23 protein-coding genes are annotated in these 26584 nt (G+C 45.0%); 20 read left to right on the forward strand and 3 right to left on the reverse strand.

From position 1 onward, the window contains the following. Position 1: 1 nt before the first annotated feature. Positions 2–1675 (forward strand): glucose-6-phosphate isomerase, encoded by a 1674-nt coding sequence (gene pgi, locus IEV39_RS16450; protein ID WP_005281364.1) that lies wholly within the window; start codon positions 2–4, stop codon positions 1673–1675. After that, the gene (galE, locus tag IEV39_RS16455; protein WP_005281361.1) at positions 1668–2684 is read left to right on the forward strand and encodes a UDP-glucose 4-epimerase GalE; all 1017 of its coding nucleotides are present in this window, start codon (positions 1668–1670) and stop codon (positions 2682–2684) included. The genes pgi and galE overlap by 8 nt, the downstream gene beginning before the upstream one ends. Positions 2685–2737: 53 nt before the next feature. On the opposite strand, the gene IEV39_RS16460 is transcribed toward galE, so the two are convergent. Next, positions 2738–4108, reverse strand: coding sequence for a phosphohexomutase domain-containing protein (locus IEV39_RS16460; protein WP_032883121.1), 1371 nt, complete (start codon positions 4106–4108; stop codon positions 2738–2740). 383 nt (positions 4109–4491) lie between these two features. On the opposite strand from IEV39_RS16460, the gene lldP reads away from it, so the two are divergent. From lldP to dld, 4 genes are all read left to right on the forward strand, one after another. Then, complete coding sequence (lldP, locus tag IEV39_RS16465) at positions 4492–6159, forward strand: L-lactate permease (protein ID WP_171067860.1); 1668 nt, start codon at positions 4492–4494, stop codon at positions 6157–6159. A 19-nt stretch (positions 6160–6178) separates the two neighbouring features. After that, positions 6179–6931: a transcriptional regulator LldR gene (lldR, locus tag IEV39_RS16470; protein ID WP_005281355.1), complete on the forward strand. Its 753-nt coding sequence runs from the start codon at positions 6179–6181 to the stop codon at positions 6929–6931. Next, positions 6928–8073: an FMN-dependent L-lactate dehydrogenase LldD gene (gene lldD / locus IEV39_RS16475; RefSeq protein WP_005281353.1), complete on the forward strand. Its 1146-nt coding sequence runs from the start codon at positions 6928–6930 to the stop codon at positions 8071–8073. Before lldR ends, lldD begins: the two co-directional genes overlap by 4 nt. 275 nt (positions 8074–8348) lie before the next feature. Beyond that, positions 8349–10055 (forward strand): D-lactate dehydrogenase, encoded by a 1707-nt coding sequence (gene dld / locus IEV39_RS16480; RefSeq protein WP_005281350.1) that lies wholly within the window; start codon positions 8349–8351, stop codon positions 10053–10055. Positions 10056–10115: 60 nt separating this feature from the next. Here dld and IEV39_RS16485 read toward each other — a convergent pair whose 3' ends face one another. After that, entirely contained in the window at positions 10116–11330 is a 1215-nt protein-coding gene (locus IEV39_RS16485; RefSeq protein WP_005281347.1) for an amino acid aminotransferase, read from the reverse strand. Positions 11331–11781: 451 nt separating this feature from the next. Here IEV39_RS16485 and IEV39_RS16490 point away from each other — a divergent pair, with 451 nt between their 5' ends. From IEV39_RS16490 to IEV39_RS16550, 13 genes are all read left to right on the forward strand, one after another. Next, positions 11782–12492, forward strand: a complete 711-nt coding sequence (locus IEV39_RS16490; protein ID WP_005228321.1) for a GntR family transcriptional regulator — start codon at positions 11782–11784, stop codon at positions 12490–12492. Continuing rightward, entirely contained in the window at positions 12485–13369 is an 885-nt protein-coding gene (gene prpB / locus IEV39_RS16495) for a methylisocitrate lyase (RefSeq protein ID WP_005228322.1), read from the forward strand. The genes IEV39_RS16490 and prpB overlap by 8 nt, the downstream gene beginning before the upstream one ends. A 337-nt stretch (positions 13370–13706) precedes the next feature. Next, the gene (gene prpC, locus IEV39_RS16500) at positions 13707–14864 is read left to right on the forward strand and encodes a bifunctional 2-methylcitrate synthase/citrate synthase (protein WP_005281344.1); all 1158 of its coding nucleotides are present in this window, start codon (positions 13707–13709) and stop codon (positions 14862–14864) included. Then, positions 14864–17470 (forward strand): Fe/S-dependent 2-methylisocitrate dehydratase AcnD, encoded by a 2607-nt coding sequence (acnD, locus tag IEV39_RS16505; protein WP_005281341.1) that lies wholly within the window; start codon positions 14864–14866, stop codon positions 17468–17470. The genes prpC and acnD overlap by 1 nt, the downstream gene beginning before the upstream one ends. Positions 17471–17547: 77 nt before the next feature. After that, complete coding sequence (locus IEV39_RS16510; RefSeq protein ID WP_005281338.1) at positions 17548–19107, forward strand: hypothetical protein; 1560 nt, start codon at positions 17548–17550, stop codon at positions 19105–19107. A 192-nt stretch (positions 19108–19299) separates the two neighbouring features. Then, entirely contained in the window at positions 19300–19443 is a 144-nt protein-coding gene (locus IEV39_RS16515; protein WP_004637424.1) for a zinc ribbon-containing protein, read from the forward strand. A 127-nt stretch (positions 19444–19570) separates the two neighbouring features. Continuing rightward, positions 19571–20146 (forward strand): DUF4126 domain-containing protein, encoded by a 576-nt coding sequence (locus IEV39_RS16520; RefSeq protein ID WP_005281334.1) that lies wholly within the window; start codon positions 19571–19573, stop codon positions 20144–20146. A gap of 40 nt (positions 20147–20186) precedes the next feature. Beyond that, positions 20187–20885 (forward strand): hypothetical protein, encoded by a 699-nt coding sequence (locus IEV39_RS16525; protein WP_005281331.1) that lies wholly within the window; start codon positions 20187–20189, stop codon positions 20883–20885. A 72-nt stretch (positions 20886–20957) separates the two neighbouring features. Beyond that, complete coding sequence (locus IEV39_RS16530; protein WP_005281329.1) at positions 20958–21845, forward strand: DMT family transporter; 888 nt, start codon at positions 20958–20960, stop codon at positions 21843–21845. A gap of 572 nt (positions 21846–22417) precedes the next feature. Beyond that, a complete protein-coding gene (locus IEV39_RS16535) occupies positions 22418–22870 on the forward strand; it encodes a hypothetical protein (RefSeq protein WP_005281326.1) in 453 nt (150 codons plus the stop codon). A 102-nt stretch (positions 22871–22972) separates the two neighbouring features. Then, positions 22973–23638: an RluA family pseudouridine synthase gene (locus IEV39_RS16540; protein ID WP_005281322.1), complete on the forward strand. Its 666-nt coding sequence runs from the start codon at positions 22973–22975 to the stop codon at positions 23636–23638. Positions 23639–23663: 25 nt separating this feature from the next. After that, the gene (locus tag IEV39_RS16545; RefSeq protein WP_005281319.1) at positions 23664–24137 is read left to right on the forward strand and encodes a GNAT family N-acetyltransferase; all 474 of its coding nucleotides are present in this window, start codon (positions 23664–23666) and stop codon (positions 24135–24137) included. Between the two features lie 132 nt (positions 24138–24269). Next, positions 24270–24638 carry a ribonuclease E inhibitor RraB gene (locus IEV39_RS16550; protein ID WP_005228335.1) on the forward strand — a complete coding sequence of 123 codons (369 nt, stop codon included), beginning with the start codon at positions 24270–24272 and terminating at the stop codon, positions 24636–24638. 62 nt (positions 24639–24700) lie between these two features. Here IEV39_RS16550 and IEV39_RS16555 read toward each other — a convergent pair whose 3' ends face one another. Continuing rightward, entirely contained in the window at positions 24701–25168 is a 468-nt protein-coding gene (locus tag IEV39_RS16555) for an Lrp/AsnC ligand binding domain-containing protein (protein WP_004773316.1), read from the reverse strand. A 139-nt stretch (positions 25169–25307) separates the two neighbouring features. Here IEV39_RS16555 and IEV39_RS16560 point away from each other — a divergent pair, with 139 nt between their 5' ends. Continuing rightward, entirely contained in the window at positions 25308–26564 is a 1257-nt protein-coding gene (locus IEV39_RS16560) for a D-amino acid dehydrogenase (RefSeq protein WP_005281316.1), read from the forward strand. The last annotated feature ends 20 nt before the right edge of the window (positions 26565–26584 follow it).

The raw sequence follows: 26584 nt of genomic DNA on the forward strand, positions 1-26584 counted from the left end.
GATGACAAAACAGATACATCCTTTTCCGGTCAGGGAACAGACTTCGGTGGTAGAACAGTTAGCGGTTTTACAAAAACAATTTAAAGACCTGCATCTTAATACCCTGTTTGCAGCAGATGAGGCACGTTTTAAACGTTTTTCCGCTGAGTATGACCAGATTGTTTTTGATTTTAGTAAACATCGGATTGATCAGCAGGTTTTAAGCCAGCTGGTGGATCTGGCGCATGCGCAGGATCTGGATGGATGGATTAAACGTCTATTTTCATGTGAGCAGATTAACTACACGGAACAACGCGCTGCGATGCACTGGGCCTTACGCTTACCCAAATCCAGTCCAACGCTGCCCGTCGTGAATCAAGCGGTCCAAGCGCAACTTGAGCAAATGTATGCACTGGTTGAAAAAATTCATGCCGGCCAATGTCGTGGCGCAACGGGTGAAGTGATTCAGGATGTGGTGAATATTGGGGTCGGTGGATCAGATCTCGGTCCACTCATGGTCACGCATGCACTTTCAGATTTTAAGGTCAAAACCGCAAAACCCTTAGATATCCATTTTGTTTCAACCATGGATGGCAGCCAGCTCTCTGGGTTGTTGCATCAGCTGCGCCCTGAAACCACCTTATTTATTATTTCCTCCAAGTCGTTTGGGACCATTGATACACTTTCCAATGCCCAGACCGTACGTCAATGGCTAGAGAAAGCCTTAGGCAATAATGAAAAAATCCTCAAGAATCATTTTGTGGGGGTGTCGACCAAACCGGATAAAATGACCGAATGGGGCATTGCACCAGATAAGCAACTTTTGCTTTGGGATTGGGTCGGTGGCCGTTATTCATTATGGTCGTGTATTGGTCTGCCAATTGCACTGACCATTGGCGTCGAAGGCTTTAAGCAATTCTTGGCCGGAGCATACGCCATTGACCAACATTTCCAGACGGCGTCGTTTGAACAGAATATTCCGGTATTAATGGGCCTGTTAGGCGCATGGAATAATAATTTTCTCGATATCCAGACCCACGCTGTGCTGCCTTATGACGGGCGGCTCAAGTATTTTGCCGCTTATTTACAGCAACTGGAAATGGAGTCGAACGGCAAATCCATCCAGCGCAATGGCGAAAAGGTCAGTTCAGTGACGTGTCCAATCGTTTGGGGTGAAGTGGGGCCGAATGCGCAACATGCGTTCTATCAGTTGTTGCATCAAGGTACCCATTCGGTCAGTTGTGACTTTATTGCTCCGGTCAAACGTTATAACGCCAATCAGTTTACCTATGCAGAAAGTGCCGAAGCCTTGGTCGAGCAACATCATCTGGCCTTATCTAATTGTCTGGCCCAGTCACGCCTGCTGGCTTTTGGTAATCAGGCCTTGGCAGCAGATGAGCTGCAAGGCCTACCTGCCTATAAGCAATATGAAGGCAATCAGCCGAGTTCAACCATTTTACTCAAAGAGTTGAATCCATATAGCTTGGGGATGTTGATTGCGATGTATGAACATAAAGTGTTTGTGCAATCGGTGCTCTGGAATATTAATCCCTTTGATCAATGGGGCGTTGAAAAAGGCAAGGAAATTGCCAATCAGCTGTTGCCGATTCTTAACCGTGAACAGGAAGACCTCTCTAGCTTTGATGCATCAACGCAAGGCTTGCTTAAAATATTGCTAGGAAAAACAGATGGCTAAGATTTTAGTCACCGGCGGGGCTGGCTATATCGGTTCGCATACCTGTGTAGAATTATTGGATGCAGGCCATGAGGTAGTGGTATTCGATAATCTATCCAATAGCTCGGAAGAGGCTTTACGCCGTGTCGAAAAACTGGCCAATAAAAGCCTGGTATTCATACAGGGTGATATTCGCCATGCCCATGAACTGGACCCTGTTTTTCAAAATCATCAGATTGATGCCGTAATTCATTTTGCTGGCTTAAAAGCAGTGGGAGAGAGCCAGCAAATTCCTTTGGCATATTTTGATCATAATATTGCTGGCAGTGTTCAATTGTTCAAGTCAATGGAGAAAGCTGGCGTATTTACCTTGGCCTTTAGCTCCTCTGCAACGGTATATGGTGAGCTGAATCCATCTCCTTATCAGGAAGACATGCCGCTGAGTTTGCCGAATAATAATTATGGTTATACCAAACTGATCATTGAGCAGATGCTAGAAAAAATGGCGCTGGCAGATACAAAATGGTCGATTGCCTTACTGCGTTATTTTAATCCGGTCGGTGCCCATAATAGTGGACAGATTGGGGAAGACCCGCAAGGCATTCCGAATAACCTGATGCCGTATGTGACTCAAGTCGCTGTGGGACGTCGTGAAAAACTTTCTATTTTTGGTCATGATTATCCAACCAAAGACGGCACTTGTGAGCGGGACTTTATCCATGTAGTGGATTTAGCGAAAGCCCATGTGCTGGCGGTCACCAATCGGTTAAACAGTCACGGTTGTCGGGCCTGGAATATTGGAACAGGTACACCAATTTCAGTTCTACAAATTAAAGAAACCTTTGAAAAAGTAAATGGGATTCAGATTCCAACCGAATTTGCGGAGCGCAGAGCCGGGGATTTGCCAGCATTTTATGCAGATGCTTCGCGAGCGCAAGCTGAGCTCGGTTGGCAGCCGCAATATACGCTGGAAGATATGTTGGCGGACAGCTGGAACTGGCAAAAGCAAAATCCAAATGGTTTTAACTGAGTTTGGTTGTCATAAAAAAAGGAGCATCAAGCTCCTTTTTTATTTGGACTAAATTAGCCCTGAATCAACGCAGTTAATTCATCGACATAGTGCTGCATCGGTTGCGGATTTTGATCGGCACGACTTTCAATATTTAAGCGCAATAATGGCTCGGTATTCGAAGCACGCACATTTAAGCGCCAAGCACCAAAATCCAGACTCACGCCATCCGTGCGGTCTACCTGTGGGTTTTGATCGGCATAATGATCAAAGATTTTTTGTACCGTCGCTTGGGTGTCTGCGACTTTAAAGTTGATTTCACCACTACACGGGAATTTGGCAATCATGTTTTCAACTAGGGTGGAAAGCGATTGACCTGTTTCTGACAGTAGCGCAATGGTGAGTAACCACGGAATCATCCCGCTATCACAATACGCAAAATCACGGAAATAGTGATGGGCGCTCATTTCGCCGCCGTACACCGCATTGTGTTCACGCATCACGTCTTTAATGAAGGCATGGCCTGATTTCGACTGTACCGCGACGCCTTGGTATTGATCGACGATATCAAAGGTATTCCAGACCAGACGTGGGTCATGCACGATTTTCTCGCCAGCCTGTTTGATCAGGAAAGCTTGTGCCAATAAACCGACAATGTAATAGCCTTCAATAAACTGCCCTTTTTCATCAAACAGGAAGCAACGGTCAAAGTCACCATCCCAGGCAATACCCATATCGGCCTGATGCTGCAGTACAGCATCACGGGTGCTGTCACGGTTTTCAATCAGGATCGGATTCGGAATACCATTTGGGAAGGTACCATCCGCTTCATGGTGGATTTTAATAAATTCCACAGGGATGTTGAGTTGCTGGAATTTTTGTTCAATCGCATCAATCACATGACCTGCTGCGCCATTTCCGGCATTCACTACCAGTTTAAGTGATTTGATTTTTTGCGGGTCAATATAAGTGAGCAGATGCTCAACGAACTCAGGCAAAATATTATAGTTTTGCGTAGTACCTTTATTCGCAACTTCAGTGAATTGCCCTGATTCCGCTAGGGTCTGAATTTCTTTTAAGCCTGTTTCCGCACTGATCGGGCGTGCATTTTCACGTACCAGTTTCATGCCGTTGTAATCCATCGGGTTATGGCTGGCAGTGACTTCAATCCCGCCCTGGACATCGAGATGGAACGCTGCGAAATACACTTCTTCGGTGCCGGTCATGCCCAGATCAAGCACATTGACGCCTGCATCATTCAGACCCCGAATGGTGGACTGTTTTAGACTCTCACTGCTTAAACGGATATCACAGCCAATCACGACGGTTTTAGGCTGATAGATCTGTCCATAGGCACGACCAATGTTATAGGCAATCTCTTCATTCAGTTCAGTACCGAGTTTGCCGCGAATATCGTAGGCTTTAAAGCAAGTCAGTTGAGTCATATTGTTCAATTCATGGTGATGTGATTTGAGTTGTGACCACATTATACAGATATCGTCAGCAAGTCATATTTATAGTTCTGAGTAGGCTGGTTTAAGTTGAGTATGCTTTCGAATAGAGATCGTAAAGACAAATCATTTATCAGACTTTAGTCGAATGGGGAATAATGCGTGCAAGCTAAACAGGTTGATTTAATTTAATTATTATTGGTCATACCAATTAATGGGGTTCTGGTAGGCTTGATCCTGAGAATTCATGTAATTAAGATGCATAAAGATTGCAAATGGATAATATTTGCTGGTTTAGTGAATATTGGTCATACCAATATAGAAAGATTCGTTCAAGATCGAAGTGAAAACAAAATGACGCCCAGCATTTCAAGGAGATGAGAATGCTAAATGTGTGGCAACAAATTTATGATCCTTTCAATAATATCTGGCTATCCAGTGCGGTGGCGCTGATCCCGATTATTTTCTTCTTTTTGGCTTTGGCGGTATTTCGTTTAAAAGGCAGTGTGGCAGGGACCTGTACCGTCATCATTGCCCTGCTGATTGCGTTATTCTTTTATCAGATGCCTGCTGAAATGGCATTTGCTTCGGTGATTTATGGCTTTTTTTACGGCTTATGGCCGATTTCATGGATTATTATCGGTGCGGTGTTTCTGTATAAAATTTCAGTCAAAACCGGGCAGTTTGATGTCATTCGTTCCAGTATTTTATCGATTACCGAAGACCAGCGCTTACAAATGCTGTTGGTCGGTTTTGCCTTTGGGACCTTTCTGGAAGGTGCCGCAGGTTTTGGTGCGCCTGTTGCGATTACCGCAGCATTATTAGTCGGACTAGGTTTTAAACCGCTTTATGCTGCGGGACTCTGTCTGATCGTCAATACTGCCCCAGTGGCTTTTGGCGCAATGGGCATTCCGATTATTGTGGCGGGGCAGGTCTCGGGTGTCGAGACTATGGAAATCAGCCAGATGGTCGGTCGCCAGTTACCCTTCTTAACCCTTATTGTGCTGTTCTGGATCATGGCGATCATGGATGGCTGGCGCGGGGTAAAAGAGACCTGGCCAGCGGTGCTGGTCGGTGGTAGTGCTTTTGCAATCGCGCAATATCTAACCTCAAATTTTCTGGGGCCCGAGCTACCGGATATTACGGCATCAATTGCTTCACTGGTCAGCCTGACCTTACTGTTCCGCGTCTGGAAGCCAAAGCATATTTTCCGTTTTGAGGGTGTAGAGCCACAAAATACAAGCTCAGCAGCGCATACGCCACAACGCTATAGCATTGCGCAGATTGCCAAAGCATGGTCGCCGTTTATGATTTTAACCGTGATGGTCACCATCTGGAGTGTGCAACCGTTTAAAGCCTTGTTTAGCAAAGACGGTGCCTTGGCGGACTGGATGGTTAAAATCGAAGTGCCGTATCTGCATAAGCTGGTAGAAAAAATGGCGCCGATCGTGCCTGAAACCACAGCTTATGAAGCGATCTATAAATTTGACTGGTTTTCTGCGACAGGGACCGCGATTTTCATTGCTGCCCTCATCACCATCATATTCCTGAAAATGAAAACCCGTGAGGCGGTCAGCACCTTTGCTGAAACCTTGAATGAATTAAAAACCCCGATTTATTCGATTGGGATGGTACTGGCCTTTGCCTTTATTGCCAATTATTCCGGTTTGTCTGCGACCCTGGCTCTAGCATTATCACACACAGGTCATGCCTTTACCTTTTTCTCGCCATTCTTGGGGTGGCTGGGTGTATTCCTGACGGGGTCGGATACCTCATCCAATGCACTGTTCTCGGCTTTACAAGCAACTACCGCTCAGCAAATTGGTATCCCAGAAGTGTTACTGGTGGCAGCCAATACCAGTGGTGGTGTAACTGGCAAGATGATTTCACCGCAATCGATTGCGATTGCTTGTGCAGCAGTGGGCCTGGTGGGGAAAGAGTCAGACCTGTTCCGTTTCACGGTAAAACATAGCATCATATTTACAGTCTTTGTTGGCATCATCGTCACGGTTCAGGCTTATCTGCTGCCGTGGATGATTCCATAACTCTAATCAAGGAAATGTGATGAGAATCTCCGATCAAGTGGTCATGAAATTACAGGCACTCATTGAGCAGCGCCAGATGAAAAAAGGTGATCGGTTGCCTGCTGAGCGTCAACTTGCGACCAGCTTAGGTGTATCTCGTCCATCCTTACGTGAAGCGATCCAGCAATTAAACAGTCAGGGCGTGCTCAGTAGCCGTCGCGGTGATGGCACCTATATTCAACAGTTGCCTGAGCAATGGTCACAACAGTTGATTGTGAATCCGATCAGTAACCTGATTGAAGAAGATCCGTTGTACCGTTTTGATGTACAAGAAGCGCGTTTGTTGCTGGAAGGCGGCACCGCATGGTATGCGGCATTACGCTCAACCGCTGAAGATCGCGCCAAAATCCATCATTATTTTGACGAGATTAGCCGCCATCAGAATGCTGGGGATTCGGCTCAGGCGGCAGTGGCGGATGCTGAATTCCACTTAGCGATTGCTGAGGCCTCACACAATATTGTGCTGATCCAGATGATGCGTGGCTTGTTTGACCTGTTGCAATACAACGTCTTACTGGGACGCAAGAAAGTTTATAACGATCCTGTCAATGGCGACTTGCTCAGTGAGCAGCATTTTCAGGTGATGGATGCGATTGATCGTAAAGACCCCGAAGCTGCACGCCAGGCGGTGTGTGGTCATATTGAATTTGTGATTAATCATGTACGTGCTCTGGATGAAGATGAAGCTCGCCAGAAACGTGCAACACGTTTAAGTAGAGTTGACTCAAAATGATTATTTCTTCTGGCAATGATTATCGTGCTGCGGCACAACGTCGTTTACCGCCATTTTTATTTCACTATATTGATGGGGGTGCCTACTCGGAATACACCTTAAAACGCAATGTACAGGACCTGTCTGAAATTGCCTTACGCCAACGGGTGCTGAATGACATGTCGGCATTGAGTCTGGAAACCAGACTTTTTAACGAAACCTTGTCCATGCCAGTGGCATTGGCCCCTGTCGGTTTAACCGGTATGTATGCACGTCGTGGTGAAGTGCAAGCCGCAGTGGCAGCGGATAAAAAAGGCATTCCATTTACCTTGTCGACGGTTTCTGTTTGTCCGATTGAGGAAGTAGCACCTGCGATTAATCGTCCAATGTGGTTCCAGCTCTATGTATTGCGTGATCGTGGCTTTATGCGCAATGCTCTGGAGCGTGCCAAGGCGGCGGGTTGTTCAACACTGGTGTTTACTGTGGATATGCCGGTGCCGGGTGCACGCTATCGTGATGCACATTCAGGCATGAGTGGGCCGAATGCAGCCATGCGCCGATATATGCAATCGATGTTGCATCCGCATTGGGCATGGAATGTCGGGATGTGTGGTCGTCCGCATGACTTGGGCAATATCTCCAAATATCTGGGTAAACCGACTGGGCTTGAGGATTATATCGGCTGGTTGGGTTCTAACTTTGATCCGTCAATCTCATGGAAAGATCTGGAGTGGATTCGTGAATTCTGGGATGGCCCGATGGTGATCAAGGGCATTCTTGATCCTGAAGATGCCAAGGATGCGGTGCGTTTTGGTGCGGATGGCATTGTGGTCTCCAATCATGGTGGGCGTCAGCTGGATGGCGTGATGTCCTCTGCACGCGCTTTACCTGCGATTGCGGATGCAGTGAAAGGCGATCTGGCGATTCTGGCAGATTCAGGTATTCGTAATGGTCTGGATGTGGTGCGCATGTTGGCGTTGGGTGCGGATACGGTGTTATTGGGTCGTGCCTTTGTGTATGCCTTGGCGGCAGCTGGTGGGCAAGGGGTGTCGAACTTGCTTGATTTGATTGATAAGGAAATGCGGGTAGCAATGACGTTGACGGGTGCTAAGTCGATTCAAGAGATTAATGCGGATTGTTTGGTACAGGCTTTGAAGCTCTAAATTTTCTTATTAATACGTCGCTTGTCTATTTCTGATGAGATTGGCGCGACGGAGTCTTATCGAGAAAAGTTCGATATAAGCCGTTAACAGACGTTACTTTTTTAAAAAAGTAACCAAAAACCTTTGCTTCGATGACGGTACGTCCTTGCTACCGCATCGAAGCAGGCGGCATCCCTGCCGCCAACCGCGATAGTATCTGTAAGGGATTTAAATTTTTAAATTGTATTTTTAATATAATTTTCAGTGTCTTATGTAGATGATCCAAAGGAGCCATCATGCAAACATTTTCTCCCAAAGCAGTGATCGAACGCTTACAAAATATTGTAGGGCGATCTTATGTTTTGACCGATGACCAAAGTACGCGTCAGTACCGTCAAGGCCGTCGTTTTGGTGAAGGCAAAGTCTTTGCTGTGGTGATCCCTGGCACCTTGCTGGAACAATGGCAGGTGCTACAAGCGGCGATTGCAGCGGACTGTATTGTGATCATGCAAGCGGCCAATACGGGTCTGACCGGTGGTTCCACACCTTATGGCGATAATTATGACCGCCCTGTGTTGGTGATGAGTACCCGTCGTTTAAAAGGGATTCAGGTGATTCATGAGGGTAAGCAGGTGATTTGTTTACCGGGGGCGACTTTGGACAATCTGGAACAAATCCTGAAAGGCTATGATCGTGAGCCGCATTCGGTGATTGGCTCTTCCTGCATCGGTGCTTCGGTACTGGGTGGGGTCTGTAATAATTCAGGCGGTGCCTTGGTCCGTCGTGGCCCTGCCTATACCGAACTGGCGCTGTATGCACAGGTCAATGCCCAAGGGCAGCTGGAATTGGTGAATCATCTGGGCGTCAACTTGGGCTCAACTCCTGAAGAAATCCTGACCCGTTTAGAACAGCAACGCTATCAAGCCACAGATATTCTGGATGATGCTGAAAAGCAGGCATCCGATCAACGTTATGCGCAAGATGTCACTCAGGTCGATGCCGATAGCCCAGCACGTTTTAATGCCGATCCTTCACGCCTGTTTGAAGCCTCGGGTTCGGCAGGTAAAGTCTGTGTGTTTGCAGTGCGTCTGGATACCTATGAAAAGGTAGAAAGCAGTGTGTTTTATATTGGCAGCAATGATGCCGATGACCTGACTGCGATCCGCCGTTATTTACTGACTTCGTTGCCAAGCTTGCCGATTGCGGGCGAATATATTCATCGTGATGCGTATCATATTGGTGAAAAATACGGCAAAGATACCTTCCTGTTTATTGAGAAATTTGGTACGGCCAATGTACCCAAAGCCTTCGCGCTCAAGGATAAGGTCGATGGCTTTTTAGAAAAGTTTAAAATCAAAGGGCTGACCGATCATATTCTACAGGCGATCACGGCCTTGTTACCGAGCCATCTACCTAAGCGGATGACGGAATATCGCGATCGTTATGAGCATCATTTGATGTTGCGCGTTGAAAATAATTGCAAAGCCCAGACCGAGCAATTTTTACAGGACTATTTTGCGGTACATGCTTCGGGCAATTTTTTTCTTTGTGATGAGGAGGAAGGACGTAAAGCCTTTTTGCATCGTTTTGCGGTGGCAGGTGCAGCAATTCGTTATCGTGATACCCATCGGGACGAGGTTGAAGACATTGTGGCGCTCGACATTGCCTTACGTCGTAATGATCGTGAATGGGTTGAGCAATTGCCTGCGCAGATGGAGCAGCAGATTATTCATAAGCTCTATTATGGACACTTTTTCTGTCATGTCTTTCATCAGGATTACATTCTGAAAAAGGGTCATGATCCTTTAGCGATGGAACATCAAATGTGGCATTTACTTGATGCCCGCCGTGCGGAATATCCTGCCGAGCATAATGTCGGTCATCTGTATATTGCCAAGCCTGCACTGGCTAATTTCTACCAGAAACTTGATCCGAATAACTGTTTTAATGTCGGGATTGGACAGACCTCTAAGTTGAAGTATTGGGGCAAGGCCAAGTCCTGACTTAAATAAAACAGGCCATAAAAAAAGGCGCTTGAAGCGCCTTTTTTTAGATGTTACAACTTAAGCGGTTGCAGCAGATTTTGCTAAAACTTCAGCCACTGCTTTGGCAACTTTGTACACGTTATTCATGTTCAGACCTGCAACACAGATACGACCACTACGTACCAGGTAGATTGCATATTCTTCACGAAGAATGTCCACTTGTTCAGCGGTTAAACCGGTGTAGCTAAACATGCCTTTTTGATTCACAAGGTAGCTAAAGTCACGGTCTGGTAACGCTTTAGTCAATTCATCTTTCAAGATGCTACGCATTTTGATAATACGCTCACGCATCTCTTTCACTTCGCCTTGCCATTGTTGATTAAGATCAGCGTCATTTAACACTTGATCAACCAACCATGCACCTGTTGTTGGTGGGCTAGAGTAGATACGACGTACTGTGGCTTTCAACTGACCGAAGGTGCATTTTGCTGCTTCAGCATCGTCACATACGAACGTCAAACCGCCAACGCGCTCACCGTAAAGTGAGAAGATTTTAGAGAACGAGTTGCTGACAATAAAGTTCAGGCCGGCTTGGTCTAAAGCACGGATGGCATAAGCATCCTGTTCCATACCATCGCCAAAACCTTGATAGGCGATGTCGAGGAACGGAATCAGGTTACGTTCTTTTAATACCACAATCACTTGATCCCATTGCGCTGGGTTCAAGTCTGCACCTGTTGGGTTATGGCAGCATGGGTGCAATAACACAATGCTTTGTTCTGGCAATGTTTTTAACGTAGACAACATCCCGTCAAAATCAACGCCACGTGTTTCAACATCGAAGTACGGGTAGAAGTTGCTCTTGATGCCTGCACCATTGAAGATGGCAACGTGGTTATCCCAAGTTGGCTGGCTGACCCAAACTTCTGAATTCGGGAAGTAGGTTTTCAAGAAGTCTGCACCGACTTTTAATGCACCTGAACCACCAAGCGTTTGAATCGTTGCAACACGACCTTGTTGAATTGCAGGGCTATTTGCACCAAACAATAAGGCTTGAATTGCATCGCGGTAAGGCTTGAAACCTTCCATTGGTAAATAAAGCTTGGTTTGGGTGTTTTTAGGAGCAATACGTTTTTGCGCTTCGATAATGGTATCAAGCTGAGGAACGATACTGTCTTCGTTATAGTACAAACCAATACTAAGGTTTACCTTTTCAGCACGCGAATCAGCATTGAACTGTTCCATGAGTGATAGGATCGGATCGCCTGCATAAGGTGGGATATGTTGAAACATTAACAATGTCCTTTTCTTCAACAAAGTGCATAGATGTCTGGGGAGGTCGGCTTCAGAAGCGGAACCTTCGATGCCCAATAATGTATCAATAAAGACTGCATGAAGCACGCTGTTATTTACATTTTGGTTCAGTATTTACTTACAAAATTTGTCGCCATGTGATCATTATAAAGATTGTCTACAATCAGGCTGTCATACCATGGTCGTAGCATGAACAGTCTAAGCCTGCCCAGTCGGTCGGATTGCAGGGCTAAATGATACATAGGGTCGTGCTTAAGCTATTGTTTTATCTATTCTTATATAAGTTTTTTAGCAGTACATTGATTCGCCGTTAAGTCAGGATGATACAGTAGGATTGAAAGCATCAGTCTAATTTATTGTCGACAATCCTATTGCATTTTTTCTTCTACCTCGTTATAAAATCATCAAAACCGTAGAGATTGTCGACAATATGCAAGATACCCTTGTTCCTCAAGCCCTCAGCACCAGTCAGGGAATGACCCTGACGGAACACGTATTCAAGCAAATTCAGTCGGCGATTGTATTGGGACAGATCCCTGCGGGCAGCAAGATTTCAGAACCCGAGCTGGCACGGATGTATGGCATTAGTCGAGGTCCATTGCGTGAGGCGATTCATCGGCTGGAAGGGCAAAAGCTGGTGGAACGAACGGCCCATGTCGGTGCGCGTGTGGTGTCACTGTCGTTACAGCAGTTTCAGGAACTCTATCAGATCCGTGCATCATTAGAAGGTTTGGCCTGTAAACTCGCAGCCCAGCATATTGATAAAAAACAGATTCTGGCCTTGCGTGATGTATTGCGGATGCATGCCGAGGATGAAAATTTTAAAGCAGGTAAGGGTTACTATCTGCAAGAAGGTCAGGACGATTTCCATTACTGCATTATCAAAAGCAGTGGCAATAAAACCCTCGAAAAAATGTTATGTGATGAGCTGTATCACCTCATCCGTATGTATCGAATCCAGTTTTCAAATACCCCAGATCGACCAAGTAAGGCTTGGGACGAACATATCCGCATATTAGATGCGATTGCTGAAGGTGACGGTGAGCTTGCTGAAATGCTGATGCACCGTCACATCAATGCATCCTACAAAATTGTTGAGCAAACATTGCTGCAAAATCAAGGAGAACAACAACATGGCTAAACAGTCAGCTGGTCAGCTATTCCGCGACGCGGTCGCAAATGAAAAACCATTACAGGTGGTGGGTGCGATCAATGCCAACCATGCGTTACTGGCAAAACGCGCAGGCTACAAGGCCATCTATTTGTCTGGTGGTGGTGTTGCCGCAGGTTCTTTGGGCCTACCTGATTTGGGTATCAGTAACCTTGATGATGTATTGACCGATGTACGCCGTATTACTGACGTGTGTGATCTGCCGTTATTGGTCGATGTCGACACCGGTTTCGGCGCTTCTGCGTTTAATATCGCACGGACCACCAAGTCGATGATCAAATTCGGTGCGGCTGCCATGCATATCGAAGACCAGGTGGGTGCCAAGCGTTGCGGTCATCGTCCGAATAAAGCCATCGTGACCCAGCAAGAAATGGTCGATCGTATTAAAGCCGCAGTTGATGCACGTACCGATGACAGCTTTGTGATCATGGCACGTACCGATGCACTTGCGGTTGAAGGCTTGCAGGCAGCGATTGACCGTGCCGGCGCGTATATCGAAGCAGGTGCAGACATGCTGTTCCCGGAAGCGATCACGGAATTGGCGATGTATAAGCAATTTGCAAATGCCACCAAAGTGCCTGTTTTAGCCAATATTACTGAGTTTGGTTCTACGCCATTATTTACCACGGACGAACTGGCTTCTGCCGATGTCAGCATTGCGCTGTATCCACTTTCTGCATTCCGTGCCATGAACAAGGCCGCAGAAAATGTTTATGAGACCTTGCGTAAAGAAGGCACGCAAAAAAATGTGGTCGATACCATGCAAACCCGCCAAGAACTGTATGAGCGCATTAACTACCATGCGTTTGAACAATATCTTGATGGAACTTTTGCGAAGAATAAATAAGTAAAACCTTAATTCATAAGAATTTAGGTTGAAATTTGTTATGCAGAAAAGTCATCTGCAACCTGAGCAAACCAAAGCGATTGAAGCTTTGGTGTAGCGCAAGACAAGCGAAGTGCGTAGTTTTTTGTTCAAGCATAGCTTTCACCTTGCGGTACGGCAAAGATTATTAATCTTTGCTATTCGTACCTCAGGTTTTGCAGATGACAATGGTTTTGCCTACTTTTCCCGAATGAAAAGTAGGTCGAACCGAAGGTTTATCCTGAAACAGGATGAGAACTCGGCACGACTCCGTTGAGTTGCTCAAAAATAAATTAAATAGATAGAAAAGGACAATCTTATGAGCAGTAATGAAACAACAACAGGCTTTAAACCAAAAAAATCAGTGGCCCTCAGCGGACAAGTGGCAGGCAACACCGCACTGTGTACCGTAGGCCGCAGCGGCAACGACTTACACTACCGCGGCTATGACATTCTCGACCTTGCCGCAGGCAGCCAGTTTGAAGAAGTGGCACACCTGCTGGTACACGGTAAATTACCAAACAAAGCCGAACTCAAAGCTTATAAAGCAAAATTAAAAGCATTGCGTGGCTTACCTGCAGCACTGAAAACTGCACTAGAGCAACTACCACCATCTGCACACCCAATGGATGTGATGCGTACCGGTGTATCAGTTTTAGGTTGTTTAACGCCTGAACATGAAGACCATAACGAAGCTGGGGCAAAAGACATCGCCGACAAATTGATGGCTAGCTTGGGCTCAATGTTGTTGTACTGGTATCACTTCAGCAATAACGGCCGTCGTATTGAAGTTGAAACCGATGATGACTCGATTGCTGCGCATTTCTTGCATCTCCTGCATGGTGAAGCGCCATCGAAAGAATGGATTCAAGCCATGCACACCTCTTTGATTCTGTATGCAGAGCATGAGTTCAATGCATCTACCTTTACTTCACGTGTGGTGGCAGGGACAGGTTCAGACATGTATTCAGCCATTACAGGCGGGATCGGTGCGCTACGTGGCCCTAAACATGGTGGTGCCAATGAAGTTGCCTTTGTGATTCAACAACGCTATGACAATGCCGATGAAGCCGAAGCTGACATCCGTAAACGTGTTGAAAATAAAGAGGTGGTCATCGGTTTTGGTCATCCGGTGTATACCGTGTCTGATCCACGTAACGAAGTGATCAAACAAGTGGCACGTGAACTGGCTGAAGCACAAGAAAATACCAAGATGTACCTCATCGCTGAGCGTTTGGAAGCAGTGATGAAAGAAGTGAAGAACATGTTCCCGAACCTCGACTGGTTCAGTGCAGTAAGCTATCACTTGATGGGCGTGCCAACGGCCATGTTTACACCATTATTCGTGATTGCACGTACTGCGGGTTGGTCTGCACACGTGATCGAACAACGTCAGGACGGCAAGATCATTCGTCCAAGCGCCAACTATACCGGCCCTGAAAACCTTGAATTCAAACCATTGGCGGAGCGTGGTTAATGAACACAAAATATCGTAAACCGCTGGCAGGTACCCAGCTCGAATACTATGACGTGCGTCAAGCCGTTGAAGATATTCAGCCAGGCGCATACGCAAAGCTGCCATACACCTCGAAAGTACTGGCTGAGCAGCTGGTACGTAAAGCGGATGCCGAGAATTTAACGGCCTATTTAACCCAGCTGATCGAACGCCGTCAGGATCTCGATTTTCCGTGGTACCCGGCACGTGTGGTCTGTCACGACATCTTGGGACAAACCGCACTGGTGGATTTGGCTGGTTTGCGTGATGCGATTGCCGATAAAGGCGGTGACCCATCTAAAGTCAATCCAGTGGTGCCAACCCAGTTGATCGTGGACCACTCATTGGCAGTGGAATATGGTGGTTTTGATCCGGATGCCTTTGAGAAAAACCGTGCAGTAGAAGACCGTCGTAATGAAGACCGTTTCCATTTTATTGAGTGGACCAAAACCGCCTTTAAAAACGTCGACGTGATCCCTGCGGGTAACGGCATCATGCATCAGATCAATCTGGAGAAAATGTCTCCGGTGATTCAAAACCGTGATGGTTTGGCGTTCCCGGATACTTGTGTCGGTACCGATTCACATACCCCACATACCGATGCGCTTGGCGTGATTTCAGTCGGTGTGGGTGGTTTGGAAGCTGAAAATGTAATGCTCGGTCGTGCATCCTGGATGCGTCTGCCAGACATCATCGGGGTTGAGTTTGTCGGTCAGCGTCAAGCAGGCATTACTGCAACGGATATCGTGTTGGCATTGACTGAGTTCTTGCGTAAAGAGCGTGTAGTCGGTGCTTACCTCGAGTTCTTCGGTGAAGGTGCTGACAGCATGTCGGTGGGCGACCGTGCCACCATCTCAAATATGACCCCTGAATATGGCGCAACTGCGGCAATGTTCTATATCGATCAGAACACCATCGACTATTTACGTCTGACAGGTCGTGAAGATGCACAAGTGGCTTTGGTTGAGCAATATGCCAAAGAAATCGGGCTTTGGGCATCGGATATGACCCAAGCTGAGTACCCACGTGTCCTTCGTTTTGACCTTTCAACGGTGACCCGTAATATTGCCGGTCCATCAAACCCGCATGCACGTGTCTCTACCGCTGACTTGAAAGAAAAAGGTATTGCTGGTGTAGTTGAAAACCGTACTGATGGCTTAATGCCAGATGGTGCAATTATCATTGCTGCCATTACCTCATGTACCAATACCTCTAACCCGCGTAATACCGTGGCTGCAGGTCTGTTGGCACGTAAGGCCAATGAGCTCGGTTTAGTGCGTAAACCTTGGGTGAAATCATCCTTTGCACCGGGTTCTAAGGCAGCGGCACTGTATCTTGAAGAAGCGGGTGTACTCAAAGACCTTGAGAAACTTGGTTTTGGTATCGTGGCTTATGCATGTACCACCTGTAACGGTATGTCAGGTGCGTTAGATCCAGTGATTCAACAAGAAATCATTGATCGTGACCTGTATGCAACCGCCGTGCTTTCGGGTAACCGTAATTTTGATGGTCGTATCCATCCATACGCAAAACAGGCATTCCTTGCATCTCCGCCACTCGTTGTGGCCTATGCGATTGCAGGAACCATCCGTTTTGACATCGAAAAAGATGCGTTAGGTCATGACAAAGACGGTAACCCGATTTACCTGAAAGATATCTGGCCGTCGGATGCTGAAATTGATGCATTGGTCAAAGAAGCGGTCAAGCCTGAACAGTTCCGTAAAGTCTACATTCCAATGTTTGACTTGGGCGAAGTTGAACAAGCCGAAAGTCCGTTATACGACTGGCGTCCGCAAAGTACTTACATCCGCCGTCCTCCGTATTGGGAAGGGGCGTTGGCTGCACCACGTACTTTAGCCAATATGCGTCCATTGGCGATCTTGGGTGACAACATCACCACTGATCACTTGTCGCCATCGAATGCGATCCTGATGGATTCGGCTGCGGGTGAATACCTGCACAAAATGGGTGTACCTGAAGAAGACTTCAACTCATACGCAACCCATCGTGGTGACCATTTGACGGCACAACGTGCAACCTTTGCCAATCCGAAACTGTTTAATGAAATGGTGGTTCGTTCAGACGGCACGATCAAGCAAGGTTCAAAAGCGCGTGTTGAGCCAGAAGGCGAAGTGATGCGGATGTGGGAAGCGATTGAAACCTACATGAACCGTAAGCAACCGTTGATCATTGTGGCGGGTGCGGATTATGGTCAGGGTTCAAGCCGTGACTGGGCTGCTAAAGGTGTTCGTCTTGCAGGTGTTGAAGCGATTGTGGCTGAAGGTTTTGAGCGTATTCACCGTACTAACTTGGTGGGTATGGGTGTTTTACCGCTTGAGTTTAAGCCGGGTGTTAACCGTAAGACCTTGAAGCTGGATGGGACTGAGCTATATAGCGTGATTGGTAATATTGCGCCGCGTTCGACATTAACTTTAGTGATTGAGCGCGCCACTGCGGATGGTAAGGAAGAAATTCTGGAAGTGCCTGTAACCTGTCGTTTAGATACAGAAGAAGAAGTTTCTGTTTATGAAGCGGGTGGGGTATTACAGCGTTTTGCACAAGACTTTTTAGAAGGTCAAGTGGCGTAATACTTTGATCTGAAAGTAATTGATTTTATTTAATAAAGGCCCTATCTTGATGATGGGGTTTTATTTTTTGAGTGTATATGCGAGATTTAGGACAATTAGGTGAAAGCACTTTTGCAATGTGGTGTGCTCAAGTTGGTTTAATTGCAAATAATTCATCAATTGATAAAACTGGATGGGATTATTATGTAGAATTCCCAATATCTTCAAATATAACTACTCATGAATTACATAAATCAGCTTTTGAATGTAAAGTCCAAGTTAAAGCAACGGATAAGCAAGATAGGAAACTGCCTGTTACTGTTTCAAATCTTCGGCGGATGGCAACTTTACAAATGCCAGCGTTTTATATTTTTCTAGAATTTGATGGTAAGAATGAAGTTCAAAATGCATTTGTTTTACATATAGATAATGAATTGATTTATAAAATTCTTAAAAGAGTCCATCAAATAGAACAAAGTGAAAATAATAAAGATCTAAATAAGAGAACAATTACTCTTACTTATAGTGAACAGCAAAGAATTGAGAAATTAGATGGTGAAAATCTAAAACAAACTCTGCTGAAATATATAGGTGAAAACTATTCTGACTACATAGTTAGTAAAAATAAATATTTACAAGAGTGTGGTTTTGAGGATGGATATGGGACGGTTCAATTCTCTATTGAAGGTGAAGATGGTATTCGGAAAATTATTGATGCTTCTTTGGGGTTAGAGGAGGAGATAGATGTCCAAAATTTAATTAATATTGAAAAGAGATTTGGAATACCATCTAAAAAGTCCAGTTTTGAAATACCTAACGCCAAATTAAGTTTAGGGATGCAACCACCCAAAAGAGGAAAAATTAGATTTAAAGAAGACAGCCTCTCTAGTGGTTTAGTATTTGATATAGTTTTTTATAACTCACCTTTTAGTTTTAATGAGTTTAGAGAATTTGCAAAATTTAGAGTTGTTGGTGATTTCTTTGATATGACTTTAGAGCCATATAAAAAGCAATCTAATTATAGTTTTACTTTAGGTGAGAATAAGAGGTTTGAGTTAAAAAAATTAAAAGATGCTATTGGTTTAATTGAGCTGATGAGTAGAGATAACCAAAATATTATTATGGTATTGGAAATAGAAAATTTTAAGCCTTTACTATTTGATTTAAAAACTAAATTTGTAAAAAGAGAGTTAAGTATATTTGATGACTTGTTAAATAAGGCATTACAAATATGTTTTCAAAATAAAATTTATGATGAAATATCTATTTCTATACAGGAATTATATAACTATAGAGAAGAAATTAAACAGTTTCATACTATAATTACTAAAACGAATAAATGTGATTTTAGAGCTGAGTTTGAGGTGGATAGTAAATATACATTTGAATTCGAGGAAACGACTTCGATTTCGGCTATATTTTGTAGGTTAGGTAGTCATGGTATAGGAGCAATCCTAACAATTATTGGTAAACCTGAGGAAATATCAGAAAATAAATTTAGGATTGATAAAGGTGAGTTAATGATAGAAAGAATCCTGATTTTTACGCGAGAACATGAAAATATTAATGAAGATATTAGTAGAGTAATAAAAAGTACAATAAGCAAATATACAGATACATATGATGTTTTTTATAACTGGGGGGATGAAGCTGTATAGAATGCCTGACATTCCTATAGAAATATTTCATATATGATTTGTGTCGTATTTTATGAAATTATTTTTAGAGAGAAAAGTATAAATTTTACTCTTCACCTTTCCGCCATCACCACTCGTCGGAAAGGTCAATAAATAATCAAAACTATCACGCTATAGTATATGTACCATTTCTAAAATCTATGGAGAGCAAAGATGGTAACTGCTGGCGAAAAACCTGGAACAGGCTTCTATTTTTGTGTTCAATGCGGACACCGCACCTATTTAGAAATTGGTACTGATCGTTTACCTCCGTGTACCAAATGCCTTGGCAATCAATTCAACAGTAAGAATGCCTAAGCCGCAAAATACCAAACAGTTACCCACTGTTTGAATAAAAGCCCTATCCCTTGATAGGGCTTTTTGTTACTTTAAAAATAAGATGTAAATAACAAGACCTGTCATAGGCATAGAAAGGTAATCCGTGATGGAAACGATTTTAGGACTCTGTATTGGCGTGGGCCTCAGCGCAGCCTGTGGCTTTCGTGTCTTTGTGCCGCTGTTGGCGATGAGTATTGCCACCCTTATGGGATGGTATCAACCTGCCCAAGGCTTTGAATGGCTGGCACTTCCATCGGTGTGTATGGCGCTGGGTTTTGCTACCCTCTGTGAAATTGCAGCCTACTATGTGCCGTGGGTAGATAACCTGTTAGATACCATTGCCACACCTGCGGCTATGGTGGCAGGTACGCTGACCACAATGGCGGTGAGCAGTGGTGAAATGTCGCAGTTTGCGACTTGGGCCGCGGCGCTGATTGTCGGTGGTGGAACCGCAGGTGTGGTGCAAATGAGTACGGTAGCGGCACGCGGGGTTTCGACCGCAACCACAGGTGGGCTGGGTAATTTTGTGGTAGCTACCGGTGAACTGGTTGGCTCGATCTTATTATCCATTCTGGCCTTTATCATGCCTGTGCTGATTGCCGTTGTGGTGATCATTTTAGTGATCGTCACGGCACGCTGGATTCGTGCAAAACGCCAGCAGAAACTCAGCCATTCCCTGTAAAGGCCATAACAGTAATCACGCCCTAAATGATGAAATAACAATGAATAAGAAATGTATTGCACTGATCTTGGCTTGCTCAAGCCTATCCATATTGCCGCAAACAACGTTTGCTCAAGCGCAGCCAACGGCAGAAGAGCTGAAGCTGCGCAAAGATAAAGTCACTTATAAAGCTTATGTCCCTGCAAAATATCAACTGTTTGAAGCGATAGAAGGCGACCTGAATAATGATGGTCTGAAGGATGTGGTGCTGATTGTCAAAGCCACCGATCCCAAAGCCTTTGTACAGGATGAATATCGTGGGCGCTTAGACCGCAACCGCCGTGGTGTGATTGTATTGCTGAATCAACAAGGTACATACAAACCGATTGTGACTAACCTAAATTGTTTTAGCTCGGAAAATGAAGATGGCGGGGTCTATTTCCCACCTGATCTATGGTTTGAAATTAAAAATAATCTATTGAGTGTCTATTATTCGCATGGCCGTTATGGTTATTGGCGTTATCTATTCCGCTTGGAAGGCAATGATCTACGCCTGATTGGTTATGATGATTCAAGCAATCACGGCCCGCTCATTCAAAGCCAGACCAGTATTAACTTTTTAACGGGTAAAAAACTCATTCGTGAAAATTTAAGCCAAGATCCAGAAGAAGATCCAAGATTTAAAGAAACATGGAGCAAAATCAATCAGCCGCCGATCTATCTGTCTAAAGTGAAAGACTTTAATGATTTAAGTTTTTAAGCCATGGCGACTATCGAAAAAACAGCCAGAACCGCGTAAATTAGCGGCAATGATAATATTGCGTTCAAGCTTATGATGATCACTTGGATTCTGTTTACCCTGATGGCTGCATTCATGCAGGCTTGGCGCAATGCATTTCAAAAACAACTTAGCACCAGCGTCGATGTCTACGGTACTACGCTGGCGCGATTTATCTTTTCACCGATCTTTGCCTTTAGCTATCTGGCCTTTCTCTATTTACACCAGCCTGTCACCGCATCGGTGCATTTTTCCGATAAATTCTGGTTCTATATTGTGATTGCAGGGATTAGCCAGATTTATGCCACGGCCTTGATGGTGAAACTGTTTCAGCAAAAGAACTATGCCATTGGCGTGGGACTCGCCAAAAGTGAAGCGATTCTGGCCGCCTTGGTCGGGGTACTGTTCTTACAGGAGCATCTCAGCACATGGGGCTGGGTCGGCGTGGTGATTGGGGCACTGGCGGTATTTTTACTCAGTAAAGGTAAGCAACAGTCTGATTTATCCTTAAAAACGCTGATGATTGGGCTGGGCAGTGGGCTTTGTTTCGCCATCACCTCTTTATTGGTGCGTGAAGCCAGTCTGGAACTGAGCATGTTGCCATTCCTGCATCGTGCTGCTTGGGTGTTGTGCAGTCTGATCAGCTTTCAATGCATGGTATTGCTGATCTATCTTGGATTTTTTAGCCGCCCGACGCTGTATAAAATGTGGCAGCGCGTTGGGCTGACCTTGAGAGTGAGTATCTGTAGTTTTCTGGCCTCGGTCGGCTGGTTTAGTGCCATGAGTATGCAGACCGTCGCCATCGTCAAAACGCTGGGGCAGGTCGAAATCTTATTTAGTTTGCTGATCTCGGCCTTTTTCTTTAAGGAGAAACTCGCCAAAACCGATCATTTAGGTCTATGGCTGGTCATTGTCGCCGCGATTATGGTGATTTGGGCCTAAATCACAATCGCTTTTTGAAAAAATACACATGTAAATTTGAATTTATCGGAATATAAATCGTAGTTTTTTACTGGAAGTGGGAAATATTTCAATATTTATCTTTTGGCATGCAAAATTATTTCATTGAGCGTTAAAAATAGCAGTTTTTAGGAAAACAATCCCGCCGTGATCTGCCTAAACTATGTCTCAAGGGTGTGAAAGGGATCGAAAAGAGTAGCATGCACCGACGCTTATAAAGCAAGTGTGTACGTACCCAAAAGGTCTCGATTCGGCTTAGGACGCTATAGATCAAAAGTTTATAGGCAAAGGTTATGGCTTACAAAGTCATAGGTGTTGAAGTAAACAACCTCTGTTTTCCCTTGATACCCTAAAAAATTTAACCAAATAGAAAATAATAATCAGCGCCAAATAATAAACACTGCATCAATAAAATCAGAAACGAATGTGATATCCATCCTGTAATCCTGCCATTATGAAGATAAGTCGATATTTTTATATTAAAAAACAAAATGATATAATTTTATTTATACCTAAAAATCAAAACATGATCACAGGAACAGGTCAATACAAGAATGAATCAGTTTGAGCTTAAAATCCGCTATCCCCATCAGATCAATCCTAATGAAATCGATGCGATGGGGACATTTGACCTGGCCTCGATTTTAATTAAATTTGACGAGATGAGCTGGCGTCAGCAACTGGTTCGTCAATTACAGCTCAATGGTACCGATACCCGTTTTATCGTGACCGATCTTGATACCGGTCAAACCATTGCCATTACGCTGGATGCCTATGCCAAGTCTCAACAACTGGAATTTAAACTGGACAGCGATGTTGGGGTGATTGTGCCGAAAAAAGACCTATTTGGACTGGTGACCCGTAAAAGCAAAGAGAGCATCGCCTTTAAACAGCTGAGTCTGGCGCGGGCAAAAGACTATCTGATTGCCTTTTTAAACCGGGACATTGCCTTGCTGGAACAGAAATATAAAGACAACTTAAGCAAAGGCATCAAAGTTCATTCTTAATCATTCAACGCTCTGGCCGATAACATCAGCCTGTTGCGAAACTGTTGTGCAGCACTATAATCGCTGCTGTTTCCGTCCTCGTGCCTGCCTGGCTATTTTCTCATGCCTTTAAATGACAACTTTGTATATGCACCTCCACCACATCCCTTAGAAATCGTCTATGAAGATGAGGACCTGATTGTGGTGAACAAGCCTGCGGGATTATTATCGGTGATGGGGCGTTTACCCGAGCATCAGGACAGTGCCTATTTACGGGTTTTACAACAGCATCCTGTGGCCAAAGTGACGCATCGTCTGGATATGGCGACCTCCGGGCTGTTGATGTTTGCCAAGCATCGTGAAGCAGAAGTCGCCGTCAGTAAAATGTTTCAGGCACGAACCGTCAAGAAATACTATCAAGCACTGGTACAAGGCGAGATTCAGGCCGAGGGCAGTGTTGAGGTTCCGTTAATTACCGATTGGGAAAACCGTCCACGCCAGATGGTGCATTTTGAACTGGGCAAGCAGGCCAAAACCTTATTCCAGCGTATCGATTATGATGCGACAACCGATCAAAGCCGTGTCCGTCTGGAACCGGTAACAGGGCGTTCGCATCAATTGCGGGTGCACATGATGCACATTGGCCATCCGATCATGGGGGATAAACTGTATCACCCTGAGCCTGCCCGCTTTCATTTAACCCGCATGGCACTGCATGCCGCTTATCTGGCCTTTCAGCATCCACTCAAGCAGCATCAGGTTGAAATTCATTCTGAGGTAAACTTCTAAAAGACCACAAAAAACAGGCAAGCTAATGTATTCGATTCAACAGGTGCTTTGGCAGACATTACTGCCTACACAACAACGGCAACTTAAAACCTTGTTGCTGGAGGCCGATCCGGATTGGGCGGCGATAGAGACCTATCTATTTAACTCAGATATATTTGTGCTGCTCAATCAGCAGGCACACATCATTGCCCAACTGTGTTTATGCAAAAGCGATGCTCAGGCTGAAATTAAAAATCTGGCTGTAGATGCAGGTTATCAAGGCCAGGGTTTGGCTAAAACACTGATTCAGCATGCGATTGCCTATGCTCAACAGCTGAAGCTCCATACGTTATGGGTCAAGACCGGGAATTCCAGCCTAGATCAGTTGGCGCTGTATCAAAAATGCGGTTTTAGGCTGTCACATATTGAAGCGGATGTTTTTAAAGATTATCCGGCGCCGATTTATGAAAACGGGATTCGCTGCCTTGATCAGGTGGTGCTATCGATTGTATTTGAGTGAGTGAATAGATCATTCACTAAAGCTATTTATTTTTTCACTACAATAATGTTATTAACACGTCTAAAAATTGCAATAAAAATCGGTTAATCTATAGCCAAATATCAACTCCAAAACACAACAAAGGATATGCATATGACACGTGATTATGACAAATTTCCAGATAATGATAATGGCAACGTACTGTGGCAAATGGTTGAGGATGGCAATGACCTGAATGAACCGCATGAAGTTGAATTTTCGATTGTGTTTGAGACACAGCAACAGATTGAAAAATGTGCCTTACACCTGTTGCATCAAGAACAGAAAATTTCCCTGTTTCAGGAAGAACAGCACTCCGATGGCTCGGATCTGTGGGTATTGAATATTCATGTCAACATGACACTGGAATACGAAGATATTGCTGATCTGGAAGAATGGATGACCAAGATCGCTCAGGAGTTCAATGGTGAATATGATGGCTGGGGCTGTATGAGCTATATTTACGATGAAGAAGATGAGTAATCTGACCGCTGTCTGAATAAAAGCCCTGATCGAAGGGCTTTTTTATTGCGTAGGCTTGGATGCTAGACACCCATATCCAGATATAAAGATTCTTTCACTTCCTCCATCACCACATAGCTATGTGAAGAAGCCGAGGCGGGTAGTTTTTTCAGTAAATCCCCTAACAGGCGACGATAGGCACTCATTTCTTTAAGACGTGCTTTCACCAGATAATCAAATTCCCCTGAAATCAGATGGCATTCCAGAACCTCTGGAATATCCACCAGATCACGTGCGACCTGATCAAAGACATCGCCCGATTTCGCCGACAGTTTGATTTCCAGAAACACCAACAGGTTTCGGTCGACATATTCCGGATTGAGGCGGGCGTAGTAGCCCATGATGATGCCTTCACGCTCCAAGCGCTTGACCCGTTCTGAACAGGGCGTGGTCGATAAGTTGACCCGTGAAGCCAGCTCACTGATCGCAATACGTCCTTCCCGCTGCAGAATATCTAAAATCAGGCGATCAATCCGGTCTAATTTACGCATCATATATTCCCTTTTATTTTAATTTTTCCGTGACGAAAACATCAAATTACCTGGATTATACCCATAAAATCAGTGAAAAAAACTATTGATCCAAAAATATACTAGTTAAATAAACTAGTGTGTGCGTGAGGGAACGACGATGCGCGTAATCGTTTTAGGAAGTGGCGTCATTGGTGTGGCAAGTGCCTATTATCTTGCACAACAAGGTGCGCAAGTGACGGTACTTGACCGTCAATCAGGACCTGCAAAAGAAACCAGCTTTGGTAACGCAGGCCAAATCTCCCCAGGATATTCAACGCCGTGGGCAGCCCCTGGCATTCCGTTTAAAGCGGTCAAGTGGATGTTCCAGCATCACGCGCCCTTAGCCATTAATATTGATGGCAGCATGTGGCAGTTGCAGTGGATGGCACAGATGCTGAAAAACTGTAATCCACAAAGCTATGCGGTGAATAAAGAACGCATGATGCGTGTCGCAGAATATAGCCGTGACTGCTTACGTGACTTAAGAGCGCAAACGGGCATCAACTATGAAAACCGTGCCAAGGGTACGCTACAGGTGTTCCGTAGCGAAGCACAACTTGAAGCGGTGCAGCGTGATATTGAAGTGCTGAAAGAATGTGGTGTTGATTTTGATTTACTCAATGCTCAGGAACTGGCAAGTGTTGAACCTGCTTTAGCACATACCGATAAACTGGTCGGTGGTTTGCATTTACCGAATGATGAAACCGGCGATTGTTATCTGTTTACCAATGCCTTGGCGAAACTGGCGCAAGACCTGGGCGTAGAGTTCAAGTTTGATCAAAATGTCGAAAACCTGATTGTTGAAGGCGACCAGATCAAAGGTGTGGTAGTCAATGGTGAAGTCCTGACTGCGGATCGTTATGTTCTGGCCTTTGGTAGTTATTCACGTGATTTCCTTAAACCGCTTGAGCTGAATTTGCCTGTGTATCCGGTTAAGGGCTATTCACTGACCATTCCAATTGTGGAACCAAAATTTGCACCACAATCAACAGTACTGGATGAAACCTACAAGGTTGCCCTGACCCGTTTTGACCAGCGTATCCGCGTTGGTGGTATGGCAGAACTGAGTGGTTTTAATCTGGGTCTGAAACAAGACCGTCGTGCCACGCTGGAAATGGTGACGCAGGACCTGTTCCCGGGCGGTGACTTATCTCAGGCTTCATTCTGGACAGGCTTACGTCCGATGACCCCAGACAGTACCCCGATTATTGGTGCAACAAAATATAAGAATCTGTTCCTGAATACCGGTCATGGAACGCTTGGTTGGACCATGGCGTGCGGTTCTGGCAAGTTGATCAGTGATCTGGTCATGAACCATCGTCCAGAGATCAGTACCGACGGTTTATCCATTCAGCGTTATTCACACGCTGCATAACCACGCTTTACAAGGAAGTT

The sequence above is a fragment of the Acinetobacter courvalinii genome, assembly GCF_014635545.1.
Lineage (GTDB): Bacteria > Pseudomonadota > Gammaproteobacteria > Pseudomonadales > Moraxellaceae > Acinetobacter > Acinetobacter courvalinii.

What these genes read in the sequence shown, in the direction of transcription:
- lldR (WP_005281355.1), top strand. Translation starts at nt 6,179, where the DNA reads ATGAGAATCTCCGATCAAGTGGTCATGAAATTACAGGCACTCATTGAG.
- IEV39_RS16540 (WP_005281322.1), top strand. Translation starts at nt 22,973, where the DNA reads ATGCCTTTAAATGACAACTTTGTATATGCACCTCCACCACATCCCTTA.
- IEV39_RS16550 (WP_005228335.1), top strand. Translation starts at nt 24,270, where the DNA reads ATGACACGTGATTATGACAAATTTCCAGATAATGATAATGGCAACGTA.
- prpC (WP_005281344.1), top strand. Translation starts at nt 13,707, where the DNA reads ATGAGCAGTAATGAAACAACAACAGGCTTTAAACCAAAAAAATCAGTG.
- pgi (WP_005281364.1), top strand. Translation starts at nt 2, where the DNA reads ATGACAAAACAGATACATCCTTTTCCGGTCAGGGAACAGACTTCGGTG.
- IEV39_RS16485 (WP_005281347.1), bottom strand. Translation starts at nt 11,330, where the DNA reads ATGTTTCAACATATCCCACCTTATGCAGGCGATCCGATCCTATCACTC.
- IEV39_RS16530 (WP_005281329.1), top strand. Translation starts at nt 20,958, where the DNA reads ATGATGATCACTTGGATTCTGTTTACCCTGATGGCTGCATTCATGCAG.
- IEV39_RS16555 (WP_004773316.1), bottom strand. Translation starts at nt 25,168, where the DNA reads ATGCGTAAATTAGACCGGATTGATCGCCTGATTTTAGATATTCTGCAG.
- IEV39_RS16510 (WP_005281338.1), top strand. Translation starts at nt 17,548, where the DNA reads ATGCGAGATTTAGGACAATTAGGTGAAAGCACTTTTGCAATGTGGTGT.
- IEV39_RS16525 (WP_005281331.1), top strand. Translation starts at nt 20,187, where the DNA reads ATGAATAAGAAATGTATTGCACTGATCTTGGCTTGCTCAAGCCTATCC.
- IEV39_RS16535 (WP_005281326.1), top strand. Translation starts at nt 22,418, where the DNA reads ATGAATCAGTTTGAGCTTAAAATCCGCTATCCCCATCAGATCAATCCT.
- lldP (WP_171067860.1), top strand. Translation starts at nt 4,492, where the DNA reads ATGAGAATGCTAAATGTGTGGCAACAAATTTATGATCCTTTCAATAAT.
- IEV39_RS16520 (WP_005281334.1), top strand. Translation starts at nt 19,571, where the DNA reads ATGGAAACGATTTTAGGACTCTGTATTGGCGTGGGCCTCAGCGCAGCC.
- acnD (WP_005281341.1), top strand. Translation starts at nt 14,864, where the DNA reads ATGAACACAAAATATCGTAAACCGCTGGCAGGTACCCAGCTCGAATAC.
- prpB (WP_005228322.1), top strand. Translation starts at nt 12,485, where the DNA reads ATGGCTAAACAGTCAGCTGGTCAGCTATTCCGCGACGCGGTCGCAAAT.
- lldD (WP_005281353.1), top strand. Translation starts at nt 6,928, where the DNA reads ATGATTATTTCTTCTGGCAATGATTATCGTGCTGCGGCACAACGTCGT.
- galE (WP_005281361.1), top strand. Translation starts at nt 1,668, where the DNA reads ATGGCTAAGATTTTAGTCACCGGCGGGGCTGGCTATATCGGTTCGCAT.
- IEV39_RS16560 (WP_005281316.1), top strand. Translation starts at nt 25,308, where the DNA reads ATGCGCGTAATCGTTTTAGGAAGTGGCGTCATTGGTGTGGCAAGTGCC.
- IEV39_RS16460 (WP_032883121.1), bottom strand. Translation starts at nt 4,108, where the DNA reads ATGACTCAACTGACTTGCTTTAAAGCCTACGATATTCGCGGCAAACTC.
- IEV39_RS16545 (WP_005281319.1), top strand. Translation starts at nt 23,664, where the DNA reads ATGTATTCGATTCAACAGGTGCTTTGGCAGACATTACTGCCTACACAA.
- IEV39_RS16515 (WP_004637424.1), top strand. Translation starts at nt 19,300, where the DNA reads ATGGTAACTGCTGGCGAAAAACCTGGAACAGGCTTCTATTTTTGTGTT.
- dld (WP_005281350.1), top strand. Translation starts at nt 8,349, where the DNA reads ATGCAAACATTTTCTCCCAAAGCAGTGATCGAACGCTTACAAAATATT.
- IEV39_RS16490 (WP_005228321.1), top strand. Translation starts at nt 11,782, where the DNA reads ATGCAAGATACCCTTGTTCCTCAAGCCCTCAGCACCAGTCAGGGAATG.